Source organism: Acuticoccus kandeliae (assembly GCF_003073115.1).
Map to the genome: position 1 here is coordinate 413,730 of NZ_QBBV01000002.1, position 21,273 is coordinate 435,002.

A 21,273-nucleotide genomic window follows, 5' to 3' on the forward strand; every position below is an offset into this window, starting at 1 on the left:
GGCTGAGGATCAGAACTCGACGCGCCGGGCCAGGTCTTCCACCTCGGCACGGAAGGCTTCGTCCCGCTCCATCATGTCTTCGACCTTGCAGATCGCGTGGAGGACGGTCGTGTGATCGCGCCGTCCGATCCGCGATCCGATCTCGGGAAGGGAGTGCCGCGTGAGGCGGCGGCACAGGCACATCGCGACTTGGCGCGCCTTGACGAGCTGCCTCGGGCGTCTCGGACTGTCCGTCTCGGCGAGCGTGACACCATAGTGCTCCGCGACCGCCTTCTTGATCCTGGCGATCGGATGGCGGAATTCGACCCGGATGTGCGGGGAAAGCACCTCGTCGTCGCTCTGGAAGCTCGTCTTCATCGGCGACGCGGACTCCTCGACGCTCTCCATCTCCTCACTGGACGCTTCCATGGGCTCAGGCTCCTGGCGGGCGGGCAGCTGCATCAGGACAAACGCGGTTACTCGGGCGCGGTTCAGGCGGATCAGCGCGGCGATGCGGCGCTCGTGGAAGTGCAGCGCGACGGGGTTCTGATAGGGCGCGAACATGACGTGCCTCCTCGGTCTCGTGGTGGTCATGACCTCAGGCGGCCAAGATCAGGCGGTGCCGCGTCGGCCGGCGGGCGGCGCGGCGGTGCTCGACGTGGCCGGGTAGGAAGCGGCGGCGGATCCACACCACGACGACCCTCTTGGTTCTGCGGTGCGGGCCCTGCCGCAGGTGGCGCTCGGAGGTGAAGGTCACGCCGCGGCCTCATCGAACAGGCTCGGCTGCGGCTTCCCGGCAACCGGCTCGGCGCGCGGTGCCGCCGCGGATTGCTGCGCGAGCCAGTGGGCGCGGCAGAGCCAGCCGCCGACCGGACCGTGATGGGTGGCCCATCCCGTGCAGCCGGACCACTGGCAGTGGTTGGGCTTCCAGGTGGTGGGGTCGTTGCGGCTGGCCATCAGCGGCGCGCCCCACTCAATTCCTGCGCTCGCTCGCCCCCGGAAACGCGAAGGCCGAGCACAGCGACGGCATCGTTCAGACTCTCGCTATGTATCCAGCACAGTGAGGTGGCGGGGACCCTATGCGGCTTTCGTCCCGGACGACGCTTTTGACGATCCTCGCGCGTGAGCACCGCGAACTCTCTCGGTCCGCATCCCTCAATCTCCTTCGGCATCGTCTTGCCGTCGCACTCGACCCAGTCGCGCTCGTCGGGATACCAGGCCCCATCGCGCAAGACGGAACCGTCCTGCAGGCGCTCCCATGTGTGTGTCTCTACGTACTCAATGCTGAGGCCCAGGGATTCATCGACCCAGAAGCCACAACATGCTCCATCGTCTTCCATGGTCTCGCGCCCGGTTTATGTTCGTCAGCACCTTCGTCCTTGGCCGACGGCACCTGGTCCATCTTGAGATCCCGCTCGAACTCGGCTCGAGCCAGCTTCCGAGCCCACCGCATCGCCTCGCGGAAGTTCGCGTCCTCTATCGCTGCCTCAACGCCATGCGAACACATGGTGCCGATAGCGGTGAAGGCATCGTCGCTCGTTTTTATGGTGCTCATGCCGGATCCCCGACAGGCGGCGGCGGAAGGACGGTCAATGCCTCGCCCGCACCGACTACGCACGAGCGGCCGTTTGGCAGCGTGACGAGCGCGGTCCAGGTGCCGCTCGGCGAGGTGTACAGCTCGAGGATGCACTTGTTGTTCTGGAGACCGAACGAACGCTGCGTCTCGCCGAACTTCCGCGCGAGGATCTCGATGATCTCGTTGCGGTCCTTGCAGACGACCTGACCACCGGTGGCGGGACCCATCAGCACCGCGGAGGCGATACCGGCGGCGAGGAGCACGCGGATCATGGCCGCACCTCACAGGTCAGGTCCGGCATCGGCTCGATCGTGACGACCAAGCGGGCCGGTTTCGGCCTCGGAGTGGGGATGGCGTCGACGCCGGAGAGAATGACGGCGAACGCTGCGAGAACGAGAAGGCCGGTCATGCGAGTCCTTTCTCCACGGCAAGCCAGGCGGGCATCGACACCTCGGCGAGCCCGTTGCGCTTCATCGCGATTTCGATGGTCGAGAGCGGGAGCCAGGCGGCGTTTGATTCATCGCCGTCGGCGGAGACCTTCACCGCGCGCTCGGATTGCGGGTGGACCTGAACCTCAAGGTCGAGGATGTCGGAGCGGCCGGAGACGGTCATGCGGCGCTCCTGGCGAAGAGCGGCGTGACCCGGACCGCGAAGCGCGGGTCGTTCACCGAGCGGGCGTGGCACAAGAGTCCGACCGCCTCGGCTTCATCGTCTCCGCTCACCTGGATGCCGAGCCGGGCACACTGCTCCTTCACCGCCTTCTTCCAGGCCGCGCGGCCGCCGCTCATCTTCCCGGTGCCGAGGTAGCTCTTGCGCCAGGTCGAGGCTACCACCAGCACGACAGGCGTCTTGGTCGCCTCACCGACCTCGAGGATGATCCCCTTGAGCATCGTAAGGAATTCCACGGTGCCAGCGTTCGACGCGCCGGCGCCCCAGCCCTGGGCTCGGAAGTCCTCGCAATAGACGGCATCGACCGCCTCGCCTCGGGCCTGGAAGGCGATCAGCTTCCGGCGGAGCATGTCGCGGGCGTGGTGCAACCTGGCGGCGGGTGTCGCCCCCTCAAGCACCTCGACGCCGGACCAGAAGGTGTCCGGTGCCATCCAGCGGGCCAGGCCCATGTGCGTCGCGGGGTCGATCGCGAGGAGGTGCACCCGCCCTACTCCGCGGCCTCGGCGACGCGCTCGGCGTGCGTCTTGTCCATGAAGGCGTCCACCTCGGGGTCGCTCTCCTCCTCGGCCTTGGTGAAGTCCTGAAGGTCGGTCTGACCGTCGTCCTGCTTCGGCTTCGCGGCGGCGAGCGCGGCCTGGCCGAGCGGCGTGTCCTCCATGCCCTCGATCGCGGCGAGCATCTGGTCGTAGGAGTCGGCCTCGTCGTCATCGAGCCCATCGGCCAGGTCCTCGATCTTCCGCTCGAGGTCCCGCTGCTTCAGGATCAGCCGAAGGATCTTCTTCGGGATCCCGTGGCTGTCCTTCGCCTCCTCGAGGATGGCGTTCTGGTCCGCCTTCAGATCCCGGCACTTCTTCATCATCGCGCCCTTCTCGCTGAGGATCTGGGCTTCGATGTTTTCGTGGCGGCGGATGTAGCTCTGGACGACCTCGCGGTCGTAGCCGTTGTGACCTGGGACGGTCATCGTCGCTCTCCTTCGGATGTGCCGGGCCCCGAACCGCCGGCGGGTTGAGGTCAGGCCGGCTTGCGATCGCGCTTGATGGAGACGACGCCTGCCTTCTCGCGGGCCAGGTCGGCGAGCCGCTTGTTGAGGTTCGCGAGCGCTTCCATGTCCTGGCGGATCTGCTCCTGGGCCATCGCGATCTCGTCGAGGTCCAACTCGCCGTCGGCGTAGGCCTCGGTGAGCGTCGCGACGACGTCGGCACCCTCCTTCACGACCGCGGTCAGGAGCTGCAGCGGCGAGCTTCTCGAGGGCGTCACCTCGTCCGGCACCACCGTGAAGCCGGACATGCCGGCGAGGACGCGGGTGACGATCGGATCTTCGGCATGCGCCTCGAGGTCAGCGACCACGTCGAGCGGCAGGAACGAGGAGTCGTTGTTCGATGCCGCTCGCGAGATCCGCCCGGCGTCGAGCCGGGTGACCTGCGCTGCCTTCGTCACGCCGCCAACCGCGCGGACAAGATCGCGGCTCGCCGCCTTGAGCTTCAGGTAATCGGCCTCGGGAAGCTCACGTGCTCCAAGCATCACGCAACCTCTGAACTGGTTCGCGCAACGTTCCGTCCGAAGAATGCGTCGCGAAGACGCTTCGGCGATGCCAGATTGACTGCATCGGAACGTGAAGAGCGCGGAGGAAAGGGAAAGGCCAGGGGCGTGGCGGCCCCTGGCAAGGTTCCCTGGCATGGCTCTGAAGCCAGGGGGGAGGAGCTGGGGTGGTGGCCGGCGGGGCATACGCCGGCCACCGAACGACCACGTCGAAACCGGAGGGAATCCGACATGGACGAACGGGAAAGCTGTCGTGGGTGAGGACGGGGCGCGGGCATCAGGCGGCCGACGCCAAGCGCGTGTCGAGCTCGGTATGAGCGACGTGGAACGCACGTTTCAGGCAGAGCTGACCGTCCCCGTCGCAATCGAACGGGATGATCTTGAGCCCGTCGTCCGTCAGGATGCCGACATGACCGAAGGTCACCTTGCCGATGCAGTCGACCGAGGCGATCGGCGCGGCCGGCTCAGCGATCGCCCCCACGAAGGGAACGGATGCCGCCACAGGCACGGCGGCGGCACCGGCGAGGAAGGCGCGGCGGTTCACGCTGCTGCCTCTTCTGCGGGGGCGGCGGGCAGCTCAAAGAACCACCGGTCGTCCCACTCAAGCCCGCGCTCCCGAACGGCATCTCGGATGCGGGCCAACTGGGGGAGATCCGGGTGCAGCACACCCTTCTCCCATCGCGACACCGTCGCCTGGTTGGTGCCAGCGATCTCCGCGAGGTCGCCCTGCGTGGCCTGCAGCACCGTCTTCCGGATGTGAAGCAAAGTGTTCATGAGCGAAGATAATACGTATGCGCATTCGCATTCAAAGTCAGAAAATGCGTTTGCGCATTCGACGCTCTTGCCTGCGACGCGTATACGCATGCGCATGACGCCGAAGGAAATTCTCCGGGCCATCATGGCCACTGGCCTGAACCAGACTGAGGTCGCCGAATTGGTCGGCGTGTCTCAGTCGCAGGTGAATCGTTGGCTGAAGGGCGCCGACCCGAGAGGGTCCAATCGCGAGAAGCTAATTACCTATGCTGTTAAACTCGGGGTAGTGCCGAGCATACAAACAATCCAGAGTGCACGTGTCCCTATCAGAGGGGTCGTTGAATCTGGTGAAATAACAATGTCGGATCCTGCCAGTATAGATGAGGAAGAGCTGTCGTATGTCGAGTTGAGATTCCCGGTCCCGCCGGACGTTATCGCGTTCACTGTGCGAGGGAATTCGATGTTTCCGCGCTACCGGGACGGCGACGTCATACTGACCCGCCAAGAACGTCGGAAATCGATCGACGACGATGTCATCGGAACCGAGGCCATCGTGGGCCTGCCCGATGGGAAATGCTACCTCAAAGTCATCCGCGAGGGTTCGCGCAAGGGCGTCTTCACACTCGAGAGCTGGAACGCACCCCCAATGTACGATGCCTCGCCTGAGTGGATCAGCGAGGTTTACCTCATCATCCCATCCGGATCTGCCGGGCGGTGATCTCCACCTGTATTGTTGTTCGCGTAGTAGGCCGAGTCGAGAATTCTATAAAAATGGATAGGCCATTCCTATGGATCATGAATTACTGCGCCGCGTCCACGCGGATCGAATTGAAAAGCGCCAGATCGACGAGCTGATCGGCTTGGCCCGCGGCATCACCGCCGACGGCGTCATCAATCAGGCAGAGGCGGAGACCCTCGAGACCTGGCTCGCCGTCAACACCAGCGCCAGCGACAACCCCGTCATCGCGAGCCTCTACACCCGCGTCCGTGAGATGCTTGCGGACGGGCTCCTCGATGAAGACGAGAGAGGCGAACTACTCGCGACCCTGAGAGCGCTCACCGGAGGCCCATGCGAGTTGGGCGAAGAGCTGAAATCGACCGCCCTGCCCCTCTGCGCTCCAGCGCCAGCCGTCCGGTTCAGCGGCCAGCGGTTCTGCTTCACCGGGACCTTCGCATTCGGGAGTCGGGGCGCTTGTGAGAGCGTGGCGAAGCTCCACGGCGGAGACGCCGGCAGCCTGCTGAAGTCCACCAACTATCTCGTTATCGGCATGTACGTTTCGGACGCGTGGGTTCATTCGACCTACGGCCGGAAGATCGAGAAGGCATGTGGATGGCGGGCCCAGGGCGTGCCGATCGCCATCATCTCCGAAAGCCATTGGACCAAGGCTCTGGAGGCAGGGAACGCGGCCACCCCCTAGGCGCGCGGACGATCTGCCCTGCCCCATCAACAAAAGGCTTTCGACAATGCGTCTTATCGGTATTGCCGCGGTTTTCGCGGCCGTGCTCGCGGCGATCCCCGCGCGCGCAGAATTCCCCTTCAAGCCGGATCAGGCGGCCAAGAAGCTAACCGGCGCGGCTACGAAGATTGGAGCGCCGCTTCGTTTTCGACCCCTGGTCTGCGCGCAAGAGCAGAGACAGGTTTGCCGCTTCAGCGCTCCGGCCGTTCAAGGCATGGCCTCATCGCTGCCCGGCAAGAATGCTGCCGACGTCACCATGATCCTCGACTCCGACTCAGGCGAAGGCCTCGACGCGCTGGTCGCTTTCGGCGCGCTAATAGCTCTCGTGTCGCCGGAGTTATCCCCCACCGCCCGCGGGGAGATCATCATGAGCACCGTCTCAAGGGTCCTCGTGGACGGGGAGGAGATGGCAGCCGTCACCCGCGGTGGCGTCCGCTACACCCCCTCGTTCTCCAGCTTCGCCGGGCTCTGGTTCATCGCAAGCTCGACGAAGTGAGAGGCCAGCCCAACAGCTCGCATGCCTGTCGCGAGGCATGTCGGCGCAGCTCGGCCCAGAAGGCTTGATGCAGGAGCTCCGGAAGCTTCATCACCTCGACCGGCCGATCCACCGAGAGGGAGTCTCGTTCCGCTGATGCGTTAGAGGCTACGCCTCTATCGGGTGGACTTTCGTTCCAGGTTTTCGGCCGGACAAATGAAGGGACAAGCCGGCGGAATGCCTGGCCGATCGCATCCATCGCGGTGCGCCCCAATCGCAGCACCGGAGCCATCCCCCGGCCACCCTTTGCGTGGCTGACGACGACGATCAGGCCGAGCTTCACGAGCTTCGCCCGCGCTCGCGAGACGAAGCGCTCGCTCATCTCAAGCCGCTTCGCGATCATCCGGTTCGATGGGTGGATCTCGCCCTTATGGCGACTGAAGAGACCGACGAGCGCCTCCCAGACGCGCCTCTGCCCCGGCGTCAGCCCTTTGCCATCTTCCAATCCGATCAGGGTGCGCCGGACCTTCTTCGCGTGGGCCGCGGCGCCAGCTTTCGCATCAGCCGTGCGCGGGTGGTTCCAGCCATCGGAGCGCCTGGAACCTTGCGATTTCGGGCGCATTCTTTTGCGGAAATTCCTACTTATGACGTCCTTTGCTGCCCCCGTCGCCGTTGCACCGGCTGCGGGGGTTTTTCTTTGACCTGTTCGCATATTCGCCACCTCAGAAACGCGTACATTCCGGGCGCAGCGGGCGGCACCATAGGCTCATTCGCATAATCCGTTCAAGAAATTTATGCGTTTGCACATTTTGTCTATTACATTGCGAATGCGCATGAGCATGAGCATGTGCATGTGCATGTGCATGTGCATGGATTGTCTCCACACACCACCCGGAGGCACCTCATGCGAGCCATCGAGATCCGCACCTACTACTGCGCTCCGCTGACCGACTCGGCAGGCTGGACGGTCGTTTCCGACTTCGAATGCGAGGTCCAGGGCGAGCTTGTTGAGGGCTCCGGCGGCGACTGGAGCCTCCAGGTCCATCATGTCTGGGCGCCGCGCCATCGCGTTCTCCCGGACGGGACGACCGTCGAGCGCACCTTCGACCTGATGTCGTCGGAAGACCCTGCCTGGCTGAGCCACGGGCGCCGGATCGCGGTCCGTGCGCAGCAGGACGCGAAGCTGCTCGCCGAGCTGATGGAGGAGAACGGCTTCGTCAGCACGGGCCGCGGAGCGAATGACCCTGAGGGCCGCATCCTCTGCCTTGAGCTGGAGGCGGCGTGATGTCGACCGCTGTCTCTAGCGCAGTCGCCTCAGGCAGCGAGATGCTGCTTCCCCTCCAGTCTTTTCTTCCGCTCGGCGAGTGTCTCACGGCGATAGAGAATCCAAGGCACAACGTGCCTAAATATCCTAGCCCACCACGGAACCCACAAGCGTGCCCCTTCCGACCAACCAAGCGCTTGATTCGCACGGTTGTAAGCGAGGTTGAGAGTTGGACCATTCTCGGGTGGCTCATCCGGATACATCCGAGCCAACTTGACACCGAGAATCTCGTGGTTGGCGGCGGGTTCGTAGCTTTCTGCAAAAATGTTGAGAGCGCGCCATCGAAGTTGTTTATGCAGCGCGGCTTTCCCGAAGAGATCGAAAACGAGGTCGATGAGACCCGCAACAGTGGCAATTCCCGCAGCCCAAGTCGTGGGCAAGATCGAGACGACAGCACTAGATCCGGCGAGAACAACCACGAACATCAATACACGGTGCACCTGGTCATAAAAGCGCTCCATGTCCTGATGGTAGGACGCATTCATTATTGCCCGGAACTGAAGGTTTTCGAGCGGAGTCACGGCCGGGGAGGCAAAGGGTCCACCGGCATTATTTGGCTGTCGTCCCATCTCGTGCCCGGAGATGGGCGGTCGTCCCAAATCGTTCGGGATGGGGGGTCGTTCGACGGATCCGATGCCGGAGGTGTTGGCTCCGATGGACTCGGATCCGGCGGATTCGGCTTCGGTCTTTCCGGTCGGCTGTTCGCTCTCAGCCATTCGCGTTCTCCGTTTGGCGTCAATCTTTGTGCTCCCGCGCAGCATGGGGTTGGCGTCGGCCGGTCCGTCCTACCGGACCGGCACCTATCCTCGCACGCTCTGCGAGCACCAGCCACTATTCGTTGCAACCTACCAATTGACTCACCGACGGCGGCTTGATGTCGACCCGCGTCCTCCTCACCGGACACGACGACGCGCGCGAGCTCGTCGTCACCGCCGACGGCGAAGTGCTCCACTCCTGGAGCTATGACGAGAAGCCTGGGAGCCGCGCGAACGCGTTCGCCCTCGCCCAGTCTTTCCGCTCGGGGATTGCCGCCTACCGGAATTTCGAGGCCGGGAAAAAGGCCGCCGAGCTTGGTTCGAGCCGGAGGGCGGCGTGATGCGTGAGATTCAAACGCACGCCCTCTACGCTGAGGACCGGCTCAGCTTCCCCGACGAGTGGCTGGTCGTGACGATCGTCGGGGTCTACCGCGAGCCGCAGGTGATCGTCGCCGAGTCCGCCCGGCCCTGGATTCAGTTCGTGGCGTGGCCGGACCAGTTCGTGACGCGAGGCACCCTCGAGGAATGCTGCGCGGACCGGCGCATGTACCGACAGGCGGTGGCCGAGCTGATTTCGGAGGAGGCACTCGCCGCCGAAGAACTGACGAGGGCGCAGAAGCGCCAAGCCTACGCCCGCGCTGCCACCCGCGCGAAGGTGGAGGAGCTTCGCTCTATCCCGGATGCGCAGCCCCGTGCTGTGCGCGAGGTGGCCTGATGCGCCGGCCGAGTGAGGGGATGCCGCGGGCGGGCGAGTACTACCTCGTCGGATCCGGCAAAGACCCTGGCAAGTGGGTCATTCGTTGCGCCTCGAGCCCCGCGCTGTTCTGTATGTTCCACGCGTCGGATGATGGTGCTGCGTTGGTTCGCGCCGATGAAATCGTCCCCGGGCACGTCATCCGCATCGGCACCAAGGACGAGCTGGAGCGATGCCGTTCCGAGCTTGCCGAGAAGATGGCCGCGCCGCTGACGGATCGTCGTTGTGGCGAGGCTCGTCTGAAGCGCGCGCATGAAGCGGTGGGCCAGCGCCTCGCAGAGCTGCTCATCGCCGACCACCCCGAGCCCTCCCCTGCCTTCTCCGAGGCGCGGGGCCCGGGCCTCGAGTGCGGAGGGGATGTGGTCGACAGCGTGTCGAGGACTTCGGATGAGCGCCCTCGCCTCCTCCGTTCGGGCCATCCGATGGGACGGAGGGACAATCGAGGAGCCCGGCCTTTACGCCAACATGAGCCTGGAGGCGTATCACAGCGACTGCTGCGACGGGCCCTCGATCTCGTCGTCTGGCCTGCGCATGATCGAGGCCAAGAGCCCAGCCCATTACTGGGCAGGGAGCTACCTCAATCCGGATCGGGAGCCGTTCAGGCCGTCGGCCGCGATGATTCTTGGCTCGGCCGCGCATCACCTTCTGCTCGGCGAGGAAGGCTTCCACGAGCGCTTCGGCGTCAGTCCGGATGTCTGGACGAAGTGGACCACCGACGCGTCGAAGCAATGGCGCGCAGAGATGGAGGCGGCTGGGAAGCTCGTCCTCACCCCGGAGGCGTTCCGGAGAATCGAGGGCATGGCCCTCGCGCTCGATCGCCATCCGGTCGCCGGTGACTTCCTGCGCGGGCAGATCGAGCATTCGATGTTCTGGCCGGTCGACGTTCCGATCGGCGGCGGCGAGACGTTACGGGTATTTCTCAAGGCCCGCCCAGACTCACTGCCGATGTTCGACGCGACGATCGCGGATCTGAAGGTTCCCAACGGAGCCGTCGGCGCCAATCCCGACGAGGTCGAGCGCAAGCTCGTCAGCCTCGGATACGCCATGCAGCTCGCCTTTGCCTGCATGGGCTGGAAGGCCTTGACCGGGGAATCGATCAAGGACGCCGTCCTCATCTCGGTGGAGTCGGAGCCACCACACGTAGTGACCACGGTCCCCGTGCGAGACCAGACCCTCTATCGCGCCGCGCAGCAGTGCTGCGGTGCTCTCTCAACCTTCGCTCGCTGCTGGGCCGCCGGCGATTGGCCAGGCTACTCCGGAGACGGACGGACCATCCAATATCCCGACTGGCTCGAACGCCGCCTGCAGGCGCGCGAGGAGGCCGGCGAACTTCCGAAAATCGAAGGAGGCATCCTGTGAACCAGGTCGCGCGCGTTCATGCGGTCGAGGATCGCCTCGACAAGAACCGAGCCGGTGAGATCTCGGTCACCGATGTCGGCGTATCGCTCCAGTCGATGGCGGAGGCCATGGAGTACGCGAAGCTGATGTCGGTGAGCCAGCAGGCTGTACCGCAGCATCTGCGTGGCCAGCCGGGCGTGTGCCTCGCGATCGTCGATCAGGCGCTCCGCTGGCGCCTTGACCGTAGCCAACAAATCCTACGTCGTCAATGACCGCATCGCTTATGAGGCGCAGCTCATCATGGCGCTGATCAACACGCGCGCCGGTCTCCGTAAGCGCCTCGACTACGAGTGGACTGGAGACGGCAATGACCTCCGGTGCGTCGTGACCGGAACCCTGCTGGACGGGGAGGTTTGCGCCTACGAGTCACCGCCGATGGGCGCGATCACGCCGAAGAACTCCCCTCTTTGGAAGGTCGATCCGAAGCGGCAGCTCGCATACTGGACGGCGCGGGCCTGGGCTCGGGTCCACACGCCCGAGGTGATGCTCGGCGTCGACTGCGTCGACGACATGAAGGACTCCGGCGGGCCACGCGACGTGACCCGCGCTCTGATCAGCCATCCCTGATCGACCGGTACAAAGCGAAGGCGACCGTCGTGCAGCACGAGTCGATCAGCGACCGCGCGCGCCAAGCGGCCGAACGCCAGGAATCGATCGACGCCGACACCGGCGAGATCACCGAGGTTCAACAAGACGCTAATTCCGGCGCCCTACCTCAGGAGGAGACTATGCAGGCCATCGGCGGGAAAGCCGCCGAGGACGCCACCGCGCGTCTTGCCGACGAAGATCTATAAGATGCCGAGCCCGCGGCTGGCGACCCCGCAGACACCGCCACCGCGGCGTTCGCGCCCATGAGCGCCGACGAGGTGCTCCAGAGCTTCGAGGCGGACCTCGCTGAGGCCGATTCCGAAGCAGCGGTCGAGAAGGTCAGCACCGACTGGGCCGACGAGATCAACCGCGCGGGCGTAATGGGGAAGGCGCGTAAGGCAAAGGCCGCGCGGGCGAAGGAGCTAGGCTCCGAATGATGCTCGCCGTCTTCGCAGACCTCTCCGGCCCGGTGGACCAGCGGTGCGACCTGAAGGCAGGTCATCAGCCGCTCCTCCGGAGCATCGAGGCTCAGCTCTACGGGCTCGACATGCGCGAGCTCGGCCGCCAGCATTCGATCATCCGATACGAGAACGAGAGCCGCGCCGATCCGCGGTCGAGCACAGCCGGCATACCGGTCAAGATCGCCCTCGCCCACTTCAAGGCGCTGAACGACTGCGCCCGATATGTGCTGGCTCACGACCTCGATCACAACGCCCATGGCATCGACGTGGCACGCTATTCGCTCGGCGGTCGTGGAAGCTGGCTGAGGCCACCCCAGCACCTCATCGACACCGCCAAGGACGCAGCGACCGCCATGGGTCTAGAGGACCGCCTCCCCTCGCTGGCGGAGGCGACCGAAGCGCTCCTCGGAGAAGCTCGCACCGGGCTCGACGCGGTGCTCGAACTGTTCGGGCACCAAAGCTCCAGGAAGTGCGGAGGGCGGCGTGAGCCCTCGCCACGTGAAGCAATGGATTGGCGCCACCCCGGACACTGCGGCACCGCCCCGCGTCCGCCTGCGTGTTTTCGAGCGCTCGGACGGCCGGTGCCACCGCTGCAATCGCAAAATCCGAGCCGGCGACAAATGGTTCCTGGAGCACCTGGTCGCGATCATCAATGGCGGGCAGAACGCTGAGGGTAACCTCGGCGTGACATGCTCCTGGTGCCTGCCGGGGAAAAACGCTGAGGACGTCGCCGAGAAGAAGCTGGTGGCGCGCAAGCGGAAGAAGGATCTCGGCATCACCAAGGCCAAACGGCCGATGGCTGGCGGACGAGATTCACGATGGAAGCGCACGATTGATGGAAGGACGGTGGAGCGATGAAGAGAGCCTGCCTCGCCCTCGCCCTCTCAGCCGCCCTCGCCGTCCCGGCCCTCGCGGATGGCGCGACACCTCGGCCGCCAGCAAAGCCGATGCTCGTGAAGCTCGCGCGGGTCGTCGACGGAGACACCCTCGTCGTGCGCCCGGCCGACGGCCGCGCCGAGCAGATCCGCATCGCCGGCATCGACACGGCAGAGCTCCGAGCGCACTGCGCTGAGGAGGAGCGACTCGCCCTCACCGCGCGCACCGCACTCACTGCCGCCCTCGCCTCGAGCCCGAGTACGATCCGCATCGTGGAGCACGGCCGCGACCGCTACGACCGGCTCATCGCCGACGTGCTCGTAGACGGACAGGATGCTGACCGCGCGCTCGTGACGCTCGGCATTGCGCGAGTCTGGACGGGGAGAAGGGAGCCCTGGTGCCGATGACCGACATCACGCTGAACGGCGACCGTCACGGGGCCACGATCCGCAGAGTCACGCTTTACCAGTGGGCCGACGGGAGATGGAGCGCGTGCGGACCTGGAGGATGGGCCTCGTTCGACGGGTCGTTCCCGAGGGCACAGGAGGTTCTCGCTGACGCGCTTGGGGAGGGGGAGAAGGATGGCAAGTCGCGCTGAGCTGACGGCCTCGACGGCCTATCCGCCGGCGCTCTTCGATGAGCGCGCCGCGGCCGCGTACGTCTCGATGAGCGTGACCACGCTCCGGACTCTGCGGGAAACGAACCGGTTCCCTGATCGCGTCGAGATCGGAGGAAAGCGCCTCTATCGACGCTCGGACCTTCACGCATGGGCGGCATCCCTGTCGACTGAGGGTGAACAGTCGGTGGATGTGAGGAGCTACGCGGAGGAATGGGGCGAGTGACGCTGCGATATGTCCACCAGTACCGCGACGTGCGCGGGCGGATGCGGACATATTTTCGCTATCGCGGGAAACGCTGGCCTCTCCCCGACCCTGCGGACGACGATTTCGGGGTGGTCTATCGCAGGCTCTGCGAGACGGTAGCGAAGCGCGCGGCCGGGCCGAAGTTTCCGGCGGAGACGTCCCTCAACTGGCTGACCCGCGCCTATAAGGACAGCGCGCACTTCAAGCGCCTCGCTCCGCGGACGCAGCAGGACTATTCCAGCCTCCTGTCGACCGTCTCAGGCTTCGTCGGCGACAAGAGCTATGCCGGCTTCACGAGCGCCCGGATCATCCGTCACGTGCAAGACAAGCTGGACGAGACCCCGCGCCGAGCCGACTATGCGATTGCCGCCCTCTCTGCCGTTTTCGGCTGGGCGAAGAAGCGCGGGATGGTCTCGGAGAATCCCTGCAGCGGAATCGAGAAGATCAACAAGGGAGGCGCTGGATACAGGGCATGGACCGCGGCCGAGATCGCGACGTTCGTCACCGGCTGCAATGACTTCGAGTGGCTGGTTTTCGTGCTTGGTCTCTACACGGGCCAGAGGCCCGGCGACCTCGTCAAGCTGACGTGGTTTGAATTCGACGGTGAGCGGTTCCGCATTCTCCAGGGGAAGACCAAGGTCGCGCTGGAGATCGATGCGCATCCGGTCGTGCGCGAGACGCTGGCGGCCATGCGGCGCACGGATGGGACGATCCTCGCGAAGGCCGATGGCTCGCCGCTGAAGCGAACCGACCTGTCCTCGCGTTGGCGTCACACGCAGGCGAGGTTGGGCCTCTCCGGCTGCACCATTCACGGGCTGAGGACGACGAGCTCGACGGTCCTCGCCGAAGCCGGTGCGAGCACCAAGCAGCTCATGGCGATGAGCGGCCACAAGACGTCGTTGATGGCGGAGCACTACACTCGAAATGCCGAGCAGCGACGGCTTGCGAAGTCCTCCGTCGCCCTGCTACCGAACATCGTCAGAACGAAGAAGTGGCTAACACCCTCGGATAGTGGCTAACATCGCCCGCCCAGAGACCCAAAAGCCCAACGATTTCAACGATGCGGGCGTGATGGAATGGTAGACATACCGGACTTAAAATCCGGAGGCGCAAGCCGTGCGGGTTCGAGTCCCGCCGCCCGTACCAGCTTCATCCCTGCCAGAGACGCGCCGCCCGCGCCCCGCGCGGCGGGACTAGACCGCCGTCCGCCCCCATGGAGACCCATCGGATGAACGACGCCGCGACACTCGCACGCCTTCTCGCGCGGGGTGAGACGTCCGCCGCCACGCTCGCAGACGCCGCCCTTTCGGCGATCGCGGCGCGGGACGGCGATCTCAAGGCCTTCATCCATGTCGACGCGGACGGGGCGCGGCGCGCTGCCGAGGCGGCCGATCGCCGGCGCGCGGCGGGCCGGCCGCTCGGCCCCCTCGACGGGGTGCCGGTCGCCATCAAGGACAATCTCGCGATGGCCGGCACCGTCACGACCGGCGGCCACGGACGGGACGGTCTCGTGCCGGACGAGGCGGACGCCCATGTGGTCGCGCGCCTCAAGGCGGCGGGGGCGGTGATCGTCGGCAAGACGAACCTCCATGAGGGCGCGCTCGGGGCGACGACCGACAACATCCATCACGGCCAGTGCCAGAACCCGCTCGCGGCGGGATATACGCCCGGCGGATCGAGCGGCGGGTCGGCGGCGGCGGTCGCGGCGGGCATCGTGCCGATCGCGCTCGGGTCCGACACGATGGGCTCGGTGCGCATCCCCGCCGCCTATTGCGGCCTCTACGGCATCAAGCCGAGCCGGGGGCGAATCGGGCGCAGCGGCGTCCTCCACCTGTCGCCGACGCTCGACGTGATCGGCCCGATCGCCGCGAGCGCCCGCGACCTCGCGACGACGCTCGCCGCGCTCGAGGGGCCGGATGCCGCCGACGGGGACTGGGTGCCGCCCGCCGCCCGTCTCATGCCGCCCGAGGGGCGCGGGGCGCGGCCCGTGATCGGCCTCCTTTCGCCGGCGGATGTCGCGCTGGAGCCCGCCATCGCGGCCGGCCTCGCGCGCGCCACTGCGGCGCTGGAGGCGATGGGGGCGGAGGTCCGCGACGTGGCGCTCGGCGGATTGCCGCTGTCGAAGCTGCGGCGCGAGGGGCTTCTCGTGCTGGAGGCGGAGGCCTGGATGCTCCTGGAGGGCGCGATCGGCGCGACACCGGCCCGCTTCGGGGACGATTTCGTCGCGATGGTGCGATACGCGGAGCGGATGAAGGCGGCGCGCCTCGCCCGCGCCTATGATGGCCTGCGCGTCACCGCCGCCGCGGCCGTGCGGGCGCTCGGCGAGGTCGACGCCCTCCTGATGCCGACGACGCCCCAGCGCGCCTTCCCTCACGGGAGCGAGGTGCCGGTGAACCAGGCCGACCTCACCGCGATCGCGAATGTCGCGGGGCTGCCGGCCGTCGCCCTCCCCGTTCCGGCCGAGGATGGCGGGCTTCCGGCGAGCGTCCAGCTCGTCGGGCCGATGTGGAGCGACTACCGGCTCATCGAACTCGCCGGGGCGCTGGGCGCGGCCGTCGGCGCGCCCTGACCGGCACCGGGGAAGGCGCCCGCGTCGGGCGCCCTCGCCTCAGACGACCTTCGCGGCGCGCAGTGCGGCGATCTTTTCGGCCGCGTAGCCGAGTTCGGTGAGGATCGCGTCGGTGTCCTCGCCGAGATCGGGGGCGGGGCGCGAGATCTTCGCCGGGGTGCGCGTCAGGTGGACCGGGAGGCCGACGAGCTTGATGGGGCCGCGCGTCGGGTGGTCGACGGGCGCGGCGATCCCGAGATGGGCGACCTGCGCGTCCGCGAAGACCTCGTCCATCCGATAGATGGGACCGGCCGGGACGTGAGCGGCCTCGAGGCGCACGAGCCAGCTCTGCGTCGTGTCCTCGCGGAAGATCGGCTCAAGGAGGTCACGCACCGCCGGGCGGTTCTCGAGCCGCGCGTCGACGGTCGCGAAGCGGGGATCGGTGCCGAGCTCGGGCCGGCCGATCTCCTCGCACAGATGCCGCCACTGGCCGTCCCCGGCGACGCCGAGATTGAGGTAGCCGTCCTTGGTGGGGACGACGCCCGTCGGGGTGGAGACCGGGTGGTCGTTGCCGGCCTGCTCGGGCACGACGCCGTCGACGAGATAGCGCGCGGCCTGGAAGTCCATCATCGAGATCATCGCCTCGAGGAGCGAGGTGTGGATCCACTGGCCCTTGCCGGACTCGCCCCGCTCGATGATCGCCATGAGGATGCCGGTCGCGGCATAGACGCCGGCCGACAGGTCCGCGATCGCGGTGCCGGCGCGCACCGGCCCCTGGCCCGGCAGCCCCGTCACGGCCATGAGGCCGCCCATCCCCTGCGCGATCTGGTCGAAGCCCGGCCGCTTCTCGTACGGCCCGTCCTGGCCGAATCCGGAGATCGAGGCGAGGATGATCCGCGGGTTGATCGCGGCGAGCGTCTCGTAGTCGACGCCGAGGCGGTATTTCACGTCCGGACGGTAATTCTCGACCACGACGTCGGCCGTCTTCACGAGCGCCTCGAAGATCGCGCGGGCCTCGGGCATCTTGAGGTTCAGCGACAGCGAGCGCTTCGAGCGGTGGAGGTTCTGCATATCGTACCCGTCGCGCGCACCGTTGATGGTCGCGTTGGGGTCGACGCCCTCGGGCGCCTCGATCTTGATGATGTCGGCGCCGTGGTCGGCGAGGATACGGCAGCAGGCGGGACCGGCGCGCACTCTCGTGAGGTCGAGAACTCGGATATGCGACAGCGCGGCCATAGGGATTCCTCTGTTATCGGTCAGGTCGTTCAGTGGGGGCGATCGTGCGGCGGATCCAACGCAGAACTTCATACCTTATCGGCATCGCAGCTATTCGGTTGTCGTTTCACCGAAGCGTTGGATAGGATAAGGTTTGGCCCTGAATGGACTCTGCGGTAACCGATTGACCTTACAAGCCTTTGAGCTCCCCGCAACGGCAGCATCCGCAGCCGCGGAGGATGCGTTGCGCGTCGAGCGCGTGTCTGCGGCCACCGCGGTCGTGACGATCAACCGGCCGGCCGAGCGCAACGCGATGACGCTGGCCATGTGGATCCGCCTCGCCGAGATCTTCGAAGCCCTCGCCGAGGACGACGCGCTGCGCGCGGTGATCCTGACCGGCGCGGGCGGCGCATTCTGCGCCGGCGCGAACATCAAGGAATTCGACAAGGTCCGCTCCACCCCCGCCGACATCCTGCACTATGCGGAGATGGTGGACCGGGCGACGCTCGCGATCGTGCGCTGCCCGAAGGCGACCTACGCCGCCGTCTCGGGCCCGGCCTATGGCGGCGGGTGCGGGCTCGCGGTCTCCTGCGATTTCCGCGTCGCCGACAAGACCGCGCGATTTGCTATCCCCGCCTCCAAGCTCAGCATCGTGTATGGTGTTGAGGAGACGCGGGCGCTCTATCACACGGTCGGCTACGTCCACGCCAAGGAGATGCTGTTCTCCGGTCGGCCCTATGACATCGAGACGGCCGCACGCATCGGCCTCGTCAACCGTGTCAGCGAGACCGACGCGCTCGCCGCCGCCATCGAGGAGGCCGAGGCGCTCGCCGGCTGCGCCCCGCTCTCCATCGCGGGGGCGAAGATCGTGCTGGAGGCGCTCGCCGAGGGCGAGACAGCCGAGCGCGTCGCGGCCGTCGAAAAGGTGGTCGAGCGCGCGATGACGAGCGAAGACTATCGTGAAGGACGGCGCGCCTTCGTCGAGAAGCGCAAGCCGGTCTTCACCGGCCGCTGATTGCGGGCCGCACGACATCCATCGAAAGCAACTGACCCTTCGCCGGACGGCGATCGAGGCAGGACAAGAAGGGACGAGAGTATGATGAAACTGACGGCAGTGATCGGCTCGGCGCTGGTGGTCTCCGCGATGGCGGTGGCGCCCGTCTCGGCGCAGACCCGCTGGGACATGGCGACCCCCTACCCGGACGCCGAGTTCCACACCAAGAACATCCGCCAGTTCGCTGACGACGTCGCCGCCGCGACGAACGGCGGAGTCGAGATCACCGTTCACTCCGGCCAGTCGCTCTTCAAGCACCCGGAGATCAAGCGTTCGGTCGAGAACCAGCTCGTCCCGCTCGGCGAAGTGCTGATGGGCAATCTCTACAACGAGAACCCGATCTTCGGCGCCGACAACCTGCCCTTCGTCACCACCGGCTATGACGACGCCAAGAAGATGTGGGACGCGCAGCGCCCGTTCGTCGAGAAGGCGCTCGCCGATGACGGCATCCGCCTCCTCTTCGCCGTGCCGTGGCCGGGCCAGGGCTTCTATCTCTCGAACGAGATCGCGAGCGCCGACGACCTGAAGGGCGTCCGCTTCCGCACCTACAACGCCACCACCTCGCGCATGGCCGAGCTTCTCGGCATGGTGCCGACGACCGTCGAGGCCGTCGAAATCCCGCAGGCCTTCTCCACCGGCATCGTCGACGGCATGGTCACCTCCGCCGCCACCGGCGTGCGCACCAAGGCCTGGGACTTCACGGACTATTTCTACGACATCAACGCGTGGCTCCCGAAGAACATCATCATCGTCAACGAGGACGCCTTCTCCTCGCTCTCCGAGGAAGAGCAGGCGGCCGTTCTCGAGGCGGCGAAGACGGCCGAGACGCGCGGTTGGGAGATGAGCCAGGCCGAGAGCGAGTCCGCGACGAAGACGCTCGCCGAGGGCATGACCGTCGTCGAGCCGACCGAGGAGCTGCTGACGGGCCTCCAGGCGATCGGTGAGCAGATGGCGGCCGAGTGGGCCGAGGCGGCCGGCGCCGACGGCAAGACGGTTCTCGACGCGCTGAACTAGCGCGACGAGGCTGGCCCGCGTCGTGCACGCGACTTGCCATCCGACCCCCGCGCCTGAAGGTGCGGGGGATCCTTGTTCTCTTTCGGACGCAGCATGCTGACGCGCACACTCGACACACTCTACAAAATCGCCGGCGTTCTCGCCGGCGTCTTTCTAGTCGCCATCGCTTGCCTGGTGACGGCGCAGATCATCGCCCGCCTTCTCGGCATGATCATCCCCTCCGCCGACGAATTCGCGGGCTTCTGCCTCGCAGCGACGTCCTTCCTGGGTCTCGCCTACGCCTTCCGCAACGGCAGCCATATCCGCGTGACGCTGTTCGTCCATGCCGCGAAAGGGTGGCTCCGCCAGGGCCTCCTCATCCTCGCCCTCGCGATCGCATCCGCGATGGCGACGGTCTTCGCCTGGCACACGCTGAAGATGGTCTTCGACAATTTCGTGGACAACGAGGTGACCTCCGGCCTGATCCCGATCCCGCTCTGGCTGCCGCAGTTCGGCATGGCGCTCGGCGTCCTCCTCTTCGCGGTCGCCATCGTCGAGGACCTCGTGCGCGCCATTCTCGGCCAGAAGCCGGTCTTCACCAGCGGCGAGAGCGACCCCCGCGGCAGCGACAATCCCGCCGCGGACCTGCACTAGAACGGACGGACACCAATGGACCCCATGCTCGTATCCGTCTTCCTGATCGTCATGATGCTGGTGCTGCTCGCACTCGGCGTCTGGGTCGCGCTGACGCTGATGATCGTCGGCTATCTCGGGATCACCTTCTTCTCCGGCGCGCCCGCCGGCGGCATCATGGCCGCCACCATCTGGGGCCAGTCCTGGTCCTGGGCGCTGACCTCGCTGCCCCTCTTCATCTGGATGGGCGAGATCCTCTACCGCTCCAAGCTCGCCTCCGAGATGTTCCGCGGCCTCGCGCCGTGGCTGGCGCCGCTCCCCGGCCGCCTCCTCCACGTGAACATCGCGAGCTGCGGCCTCTTCGCGGCCGTCTCCGGCTCGTCCGCGGCGACGACGGCCACCATCGGCCGGATCACCATCCCCGAGCTCATGAAGCGCGACTACGACCCGCGCGCCGTCATCGGCACACTGGCGGGCTCGGCGACGCTCGGCTTCCTCATCCCGCCCTCGATCATCCTGATCGTCTATGGCGTCGCGGCCGACGTCTCGATCTCGCGCCTCTTCATCGCGGGCGTCCTGCCGGGGCTGATGCTCGTCCTCCTCTTCATGGGCTATGTCGCGGTGTGGGCGAGCTTCAACAAGGAGAAGATCCCGCCGGCCGAGCCCACCATCCCCTTCTGGGACCGGGTGAAGGCGACGGCGGGGCTCATCCCCATCATCGGCCTCATCATCTGCGTCATCGGCTCCATCTATGCCGGCATCGCGACGGCGACGGAGGCGGCGGCCGTCGGCGTGCTCGGCGCGCTCGTCCTCTCGCTGCTGTCGGGCTCGCTTACCTGGGAATCCTTCCGTGACAGCGTCGCCGGCGCGACGCGCACGAGCTGCATGGTGACGCTCATCCTCGCAGGCGCGGCGTTCCTGTCGGTCGCGATGGGCTTCACCGGCATCCCGCGTCAGCTCGCGAGCTGGGTCGGCTCGTTCGAGCTCAGCAAGGTCGAGCTGCTCCTCGCCCTCACCTTCCTCTTCATCGTGATGGGCTGTTTCCTCGACGGCATCTCGATCGTGGTGCTCACCGCCTCGGTGATCATGCCGATGGTGCAGGCGGCGGGGATCGATCTCATCTGGTTCGGCATCTATCTCGTGATCGTCATCGAGATGTCGCAGATCACGCCACCGGTCGGGATCAACCTTTTCATCCTCCAATCGATGACGGACAGGGATCTCATCTTCGTCGCGAAGGCGGCGTTCCCGTTCTTCATCCTCCTCGTGGTGGCGACGCTGCTCCTCATCGCCGTCCCCGAGATCGCGACCTTCCTGCCTTCGATGATGACGCGCGGATAGACCCGCACTTCCATCGCCGGAA

General features: G+C 66.3%; 34 protein-coding genes and 1 tRNA gene. 21 read left to right on the forward strand and 14 right to left on the reverse strand.

All coding sequences use genetic code 11. From position 1 onward, the window contains the following. Window positions 1-9: 9 nt before the first annotated feature. The 11 genes from DBV35_RS14585 to DBV35_RS30235 all read right to left on the reverse strand — a co-directional run bounded on the left by DBV35_RS14585 (window position 10) and on the right by DBV35_RS30235 (window position 4,507). Window positions 10-543 (reverse strand): helix-turn-helix domain-containing protein, encoded by a 534-nt coding sequence (locus tag DBV35_RS14585; RefSeq protein ID WP_157961755.1) that lies wholly within the window; start codon window positions 541-543, stop codon window positions 10-12. Between the two features lie 189 nt (window positions 544-732). Continuing rightward, window positions 733-936 carry a hypothetical protein gene (locus DBV35_RS14590; protein WP_108661053.1) on the reverse strand — a complete coding sequence of 68 codons (204 nt, stop codon included), beginning with the start codon at window positions 934-936 and terminating at the stop codon, window positions 733-735. Between the two features lie 313 nt (window positions 937-1,249). Continuing rightward, window positions 1,250-1,534, reverse strand: a complete 285-nt coding sequence (locus tag DBV35_RS14595; RefSeq protein ID WP_108661054.1) for a hypothetical protein — start codon at window positions 1,532-1,534, stop codon at window positions 1,250-1,252. After that, window positions 1,531-1,827 carry a hypothetical protein gene (locus tag DBV35_RS14600; RefSeq protein ID WP_108661055.1) on the reverse strand — a complete coding sequence of 99 codons (297 nt, stop codon included), beginning with the start codon at window positions 1,825-1,827 and terminating at the stop codon, window positions 1,531-1,533. The genes DBV35_RS14595 and DBV35_RS14600 overlap by 4 nt, the downstream gene beginning before the upstream one ends. After that, entirely contained in the window at window positions 1,824-1,964 is a 141-nt protein-coding gene (locus DBV35_RS30230) for a hypothetical protein (protein WP_157961756.1), read from the reverse strand. The genes DBV35_RS14600 and DBV35_RS30230 overlap by 4 nt, the downstream gene beginning before the upstream one ends. Next, window positions 1,961-2,167: a hypothetical protein gene (locus tag DBV35_RS14605; RefSeq protein WP_108661056.1), complete on the reverse strand. Its 207-nt coding sequence runs from the start codon at window positions 2,165-2,167 to the stop codon at window positions 1,961-1,963. The genes DBV35_RS30230 and DBV35_RS14605 overlap by 4 nt, the downstream gene beginning before the upstream one ends. Next, entirely contained in the window at window positions 2,164-2,706 is a 543-nt protein-coding gene (locus DBV35_RS14610; protein WP_108661057.1) for a hypothetical protein, read from the reverse strand. The genes DBV35_RS14605 and DBV35_RS14610 overlap by 4 nt, the downstream gene beginning before the upstream one ends. 5 nt (window positions 2,707-2,711) lie before the next feature. Next, window positions 2,712-3,185, reverse strand: a complete 474-nt coding sequence (locus DBV35_RS14615; RefSeq protein WP_108661058.1) for a hypothetical protein — start codon at window positions 3,183-3,185, stop codon at window positions 2,712-2,714. Between the two features lie 50 nt (window positions 3,186-3,235). Further along, complete coding sequence (locus DBV35_RS14620) at window positions 3,236-3,745, reverse strand: phage regulatory CII family protein (protein WP_108661059.1); 510 nt, start codon at window positions 3,743-3,745, stop codon at window positions 3,236-3,238. Window positions 3,746-4,040: 295 nt separating this feature from the next. Further along, window positions 4,041-4,307 (reverse strand): hypothetical protein, encoded by a 267-nt coding sequence (locus tag DBV35_RS14625; RefSeq protein ID WP_108661060.1) that lies wholly within the window; start codon window positions 4,305-4,307, stop codon window positions 4,041-4,043. After that, a complete protein-coding gene (locus DBV35_RS30235; protein ID WP_157961757.1) occupies window positions 4,304-4,507 on the reverse strand; it encodes a helix-turn-helix transcriptional regulator in 204 nt (67 codons plus the stop codon). The genes DBV35_RS14625 and DBV35_RS30235 overlap by 4 nt, the downstream gene beginning before the upstream one ends. 28 nt (window positions 4,508-4,535) lie before the next feature. On the opposite strand from DBV35_RS30235, the gene DBV35_RS14635 reads away from it, so the two are divergent. The 3 genes from DBV35_RS14635 to DBV35_RS14645 all read left to right on the forward strand — a co-directional run bounded on the left by DBV35_RS14635 (window position 4,536) and on the right by DBV35_RS14645 (window position 6,469). After that, the gene (locus tag DBV35_RS14635; protein ID WP_108661951.1) at window positions 4,536-5,234 is read left to right on the forward strand and encodes a LexA family transcriptional regulator; all 699 of its coding nucleotides are present in this window, start codon (window positions 4,536-4,538) and stop codon (window positions 5,232-5,234) included. Window positions 5,235-5,304: 70 nt separating this feature from the next. Then, entirely contained in the window at window positions 5,305-5,934 is a 630-nt protein-coding gene (locus tag DBV35_RS14640) for a BRCT domain-containing protein (RefSeq protein WP_108661062.1), read from the forward strand. Between the two features lie 46 nt (window positions 5,935-5,980). Next, window positions 5,981-6,469, forward strand: coding sequence for a hypothetical protein (locus DBV35_RS14645; RefSeq protein ID WP_108661063.1), 489 nt, complete (start codon window positions 5,981-5,983; stop codon window positions 6,467-6,469). On the opposite strand, the gene DBV35_RS14650 is transcribed toward DBV35_RS14645, so the two are convergent. Further along, on the reverse strand, window positions 6,447-7,070 hold the full coding sequence (locus DBV35_RS14650) for a helix-turn-helix domain-containing protein (RefSeq protein WP_157961758.1): 624 nt from the start codon (window positions 7,068-7,070) through the stop codon (window positions 6,447-6,449). The genes DBV35_RS14645 and DBV35_RS14650 overlap by 23 nt on opposite strands. A 282-nt stretch (window positions 7,071-7,352) precedes the next feature. Between DBV35_RS14650 and DBV35_RS14655 the strand changes: the two genes are divergently transcribed. Then, the gene (locus tag DBV35_RS14655) at window positions 7,353-7,733 is read left to right on the forward strand and encodes a hypothetical protein (protein ID WP_108661065.1); all 381 of its coding nucleotides are present in this window, start codon (window positions 7,353-7,355) and stop codon (window positions 7,731-7,733) included. Window positions 7,734-7,762: 29 nt separating this feature from the next. On the opposite strand, the gene DBV35_RS30240 is transcribed toward DBV35_RS14655, so the two are convergent. Beyond that, on the reverse strand, window positions 7,763-8,488 hold the full coding sequence (locus DBV35_RS30240) for a hypothetical protein (protein ID WP_157961759.1): 726 nt from the start codon (window positions 8,486-8,488) through the stop codon (window positions 7,763-7,765). A 158-nt stretch (window positions 8,489-8,646) separates the two neighbouring features. Between DBV35_RS30240 and DBV35_RS14660 the strand changes: the two genes are divergently transcribed. The 13 genes from DBV35_RS14660 to DBV35_RS14720 all read left to right on the forward strand — a co-directional run bounded on the left by DBV35_RS14660 (window position 8,647) and on the right by DBV35_RS14720 (window position 16,036). Continuing rightward, the gene (locus DBV35_RS14660; RefSeq protein WP_108661066.1) at window positions 8,647-8,868 is read left to right on the forward strand and encodes a hypothetical protein; all 222 of its coding nucleotides are present in this window, start codon (window positions 8,647-8,649) and stop codon (window positions 8,866-8,868) included. After that, window positions 8,868-9,242 (forward strand): hypothetical protein, encoded by a 375-nt coding sequence (locus DBV35_RS14665; RefSeq protein WP_108661067.1) that lies wholly within the window; start codon window positions 8,868-8,870, stop codon window positions 9,240-9,242. Before DBV35_RS14660 ends, DBV35_RS14665 begins: the two co-directional genes overlap by 1 nt. 426 nt (window positions 9,243-9,668) lie before the next feature. After that, window positions 9,669-10,640 carry a PD-(D/E)XK nuclease-like domain-containing protein gene (locus DBV35_RS14670; protein ID WP_157961760.1) on the forward strand — a complete coding sequence of 324 codons (972 nt, stop codon included), beginning with the start codon at window positions 9,669-9,671 and terminating at the stop codon, window positions 10,638-10,640. Continuing rightward, on the forward strand, window positions 10,637-10,891 hold the full coding sequence (locus tag DBV35_RS14675; protein WP_108661069.1) for a hypothetical protein: 255 nt from the start codon (window positions 10,637-10,639) through the stop codon (window positions 10,889-10,891). The genes DBV35_RS14670 and DBV35_RS14675 overlap by 4 nt, the downstream gene beginning before the upstream one ends. After that, window positions 10,857-11,246 carry a hypothetical protein gene (locus tag DBV35_RS14680; RefSeq protein WP_157961761.1) on the forward strand — a complete coding sequence of 130 codons (390 nt, stop codon included), beginning with the start codon at window positions 10,857-10,859 and terminating at the stop codon, window positions 11,244-11,246. Before DBV35_RS14675 ends, DBV35_RS14680 begins: the two co-directional genes overlap by 35 nt. 29 nt (window positions 11,247-11,275) lie before the next feature. Then, on the forward strand, window positions 11,276-11,473 hold the full coding sequence (locus DBV35_RS14685) for a hypothetical protein (RefSeq protein WP_108661071.1): 198 nt from the start codon (window positions 11,276-11,278) through the stop codon (window positions 11,471-11,473). Between the two features lie 57 nt (window positions 11,474-11,530). Further along, window positions 11,531-11,704: a hypothetical protein gene (locus DBV35_RS30245; RefSeq protein WP_157961762.1), complete on the forward strand. Its 174-nt coding sequence runs from the start codon at window positions 11,531-11,533 to the stop codon at window positions 11,702-11,704. Continuing rightward, complete coding sequence (locus DBV35_RS14690) at window positions 11,701-12,399, forward strand: hypothetical protein (protein WP_108661072.1); 699 nt, start codon at window positions 11,701-11,703, stop codon at window positions 12,397-12,399. Before DBV35_RS30245 ends, DBV35_RS14690 begins: the two co-directional genes overlap by 4 nt. 183 nt (window positions 12,400-12,582) lie before the next feature. Continuing rightward, complete coding sequence (locus DBV35_RS14695; RefSeq protein ID WP_108661073.1) at window positions 12,583-13,011, forward strand: thermonuclease family protein; 429 nt, start codon at window positions 12,583-12,585, stop codon at window positions 13,009-13,011. A gap of 174 nt (window positions 13,012-13,185) precedes the next feature. Continuing rightward, window positions 13,186-13,446 carry a helix-turn-helix transcriptional regulator gene (locus tag DBV35_RS14705; RefSeq protein ID WP_108661075.1) on the forward strand — a complete coding sequence of 87 codons (261 nt, stop codon included), beginning with the start codon at window positions 13,186-13,188 and terminating at the stop codon, window positions 13,444-13,446. After that, window positions 13,443-14,486 carry a site-specific integrase gene (locus DBV35_RS14710; RefSeq protein WP_157961763.1) on the forward strand — a complete coding sequence of 348 codons (1,044 nt, stop codon included), beginning with the start codon at window positions 13,443-13,445 and terminating at the stop codon, window positions 14,484-14,486. Before DBV35_RS14705 ends, DBV35_RS14710 begins: the two co-directional genes overlap by 4 nt. Window positions 14,487-14,529: 43 nt before the next feature. After that, window positions 14,530-14,613 (forward strand) — tRNA-Leu (locus DBV35_RS14715). An 82-nt stretch (window positions 14,614-14,695) separates the two neighbouring features. Next, window positions 14,696-16,036 carry an amidase gene (locus DBV35_RS14720; RefSeq protein WP_157961764.1) on the forward strand — a complete coding sequence of 447 codons (1,341 nt, stop codon included), beginning with the start codon at window positions 14,696-14,698 and terminating at the stop codon, window positions 16,034-16,036. Between the two features lie 39 nt (window positions 16,037-16,075). Here DBV35_RS14720 and DBV35_RS14725 read toward each other — a convergent pair whose 3' ends face one another. Further along, window positions 16,076-17,251 (reverse strand): CaiB/BaiF CoA transferase family protein, encoded by a 1,176-nt coding sequence (locus DBV35_RS14725; RefSeq protein ID WP_108661078.1) that lies wholly within the window; start codon window positions 17,249-17,251, stop codon window positions 16,076-16,078. Between the two features lie 223 nt (window positions 17,252-17,474). On the opposite strand from DBV35_RS14725, the gene DBV35_RS14730 reads away from it, so the two are divergent. The 4 genes from DBV35_RS14730 to DBV35_RS14745 all read left to right on the forward strand — a co-directional run bounded on the left by DBV35_RS14730 (window position 17,475) and on the right by DBV35_RS14745 (window position 21,251). Beyond that, window positions 17,475-18,245, forward strand: a complete 771-nt coding sequence (locus tag DBV35_RS14730; RefSeq protein ID WP_108661079.1) for an enoyl-CoA hydratase-related protein — start codon at window positions 17,475-17,477, stop codon at window positions 18,243-18,245. Between the two features lie 84 nt (window positions 18,246-18,329). Then, a complete protein-coding gene (locus DBV35_RS14735) occupies window positions 18,330-19,298 on the forward strand; it encodes a TRAP transporter substrate-binding protein (protein WP_108661952.1) in 969 nt (322 codons plus the stop codon). 93 nt (window positions 19,299-19,391) lie between these two features. Next, complete coding sequence (locus tag DBV35_RS14740) at window positions 19,392-19,931, forward strand: TRAP transporter small permease (protein ID WP_108661080.1); 540 nt, start codon at window positions 19,392-19,394, stop codon at window positions 19,929-19,931. Between the two features lie 15 nt (window positions 19,932-19,946). Further along, window positions 19,947-21,251, forward strand: a complete 1,305-nt coding sequence (locus DBV35_RS14745) for a TRAP transporter large permease (RefSeq protein WP_108661081.1) — start codon at window positions 19,947-19,949, stop codon at window positions 21,249-21,251. Window positions 21,252-21,273 lie beyond the last annotated feature (22 nt).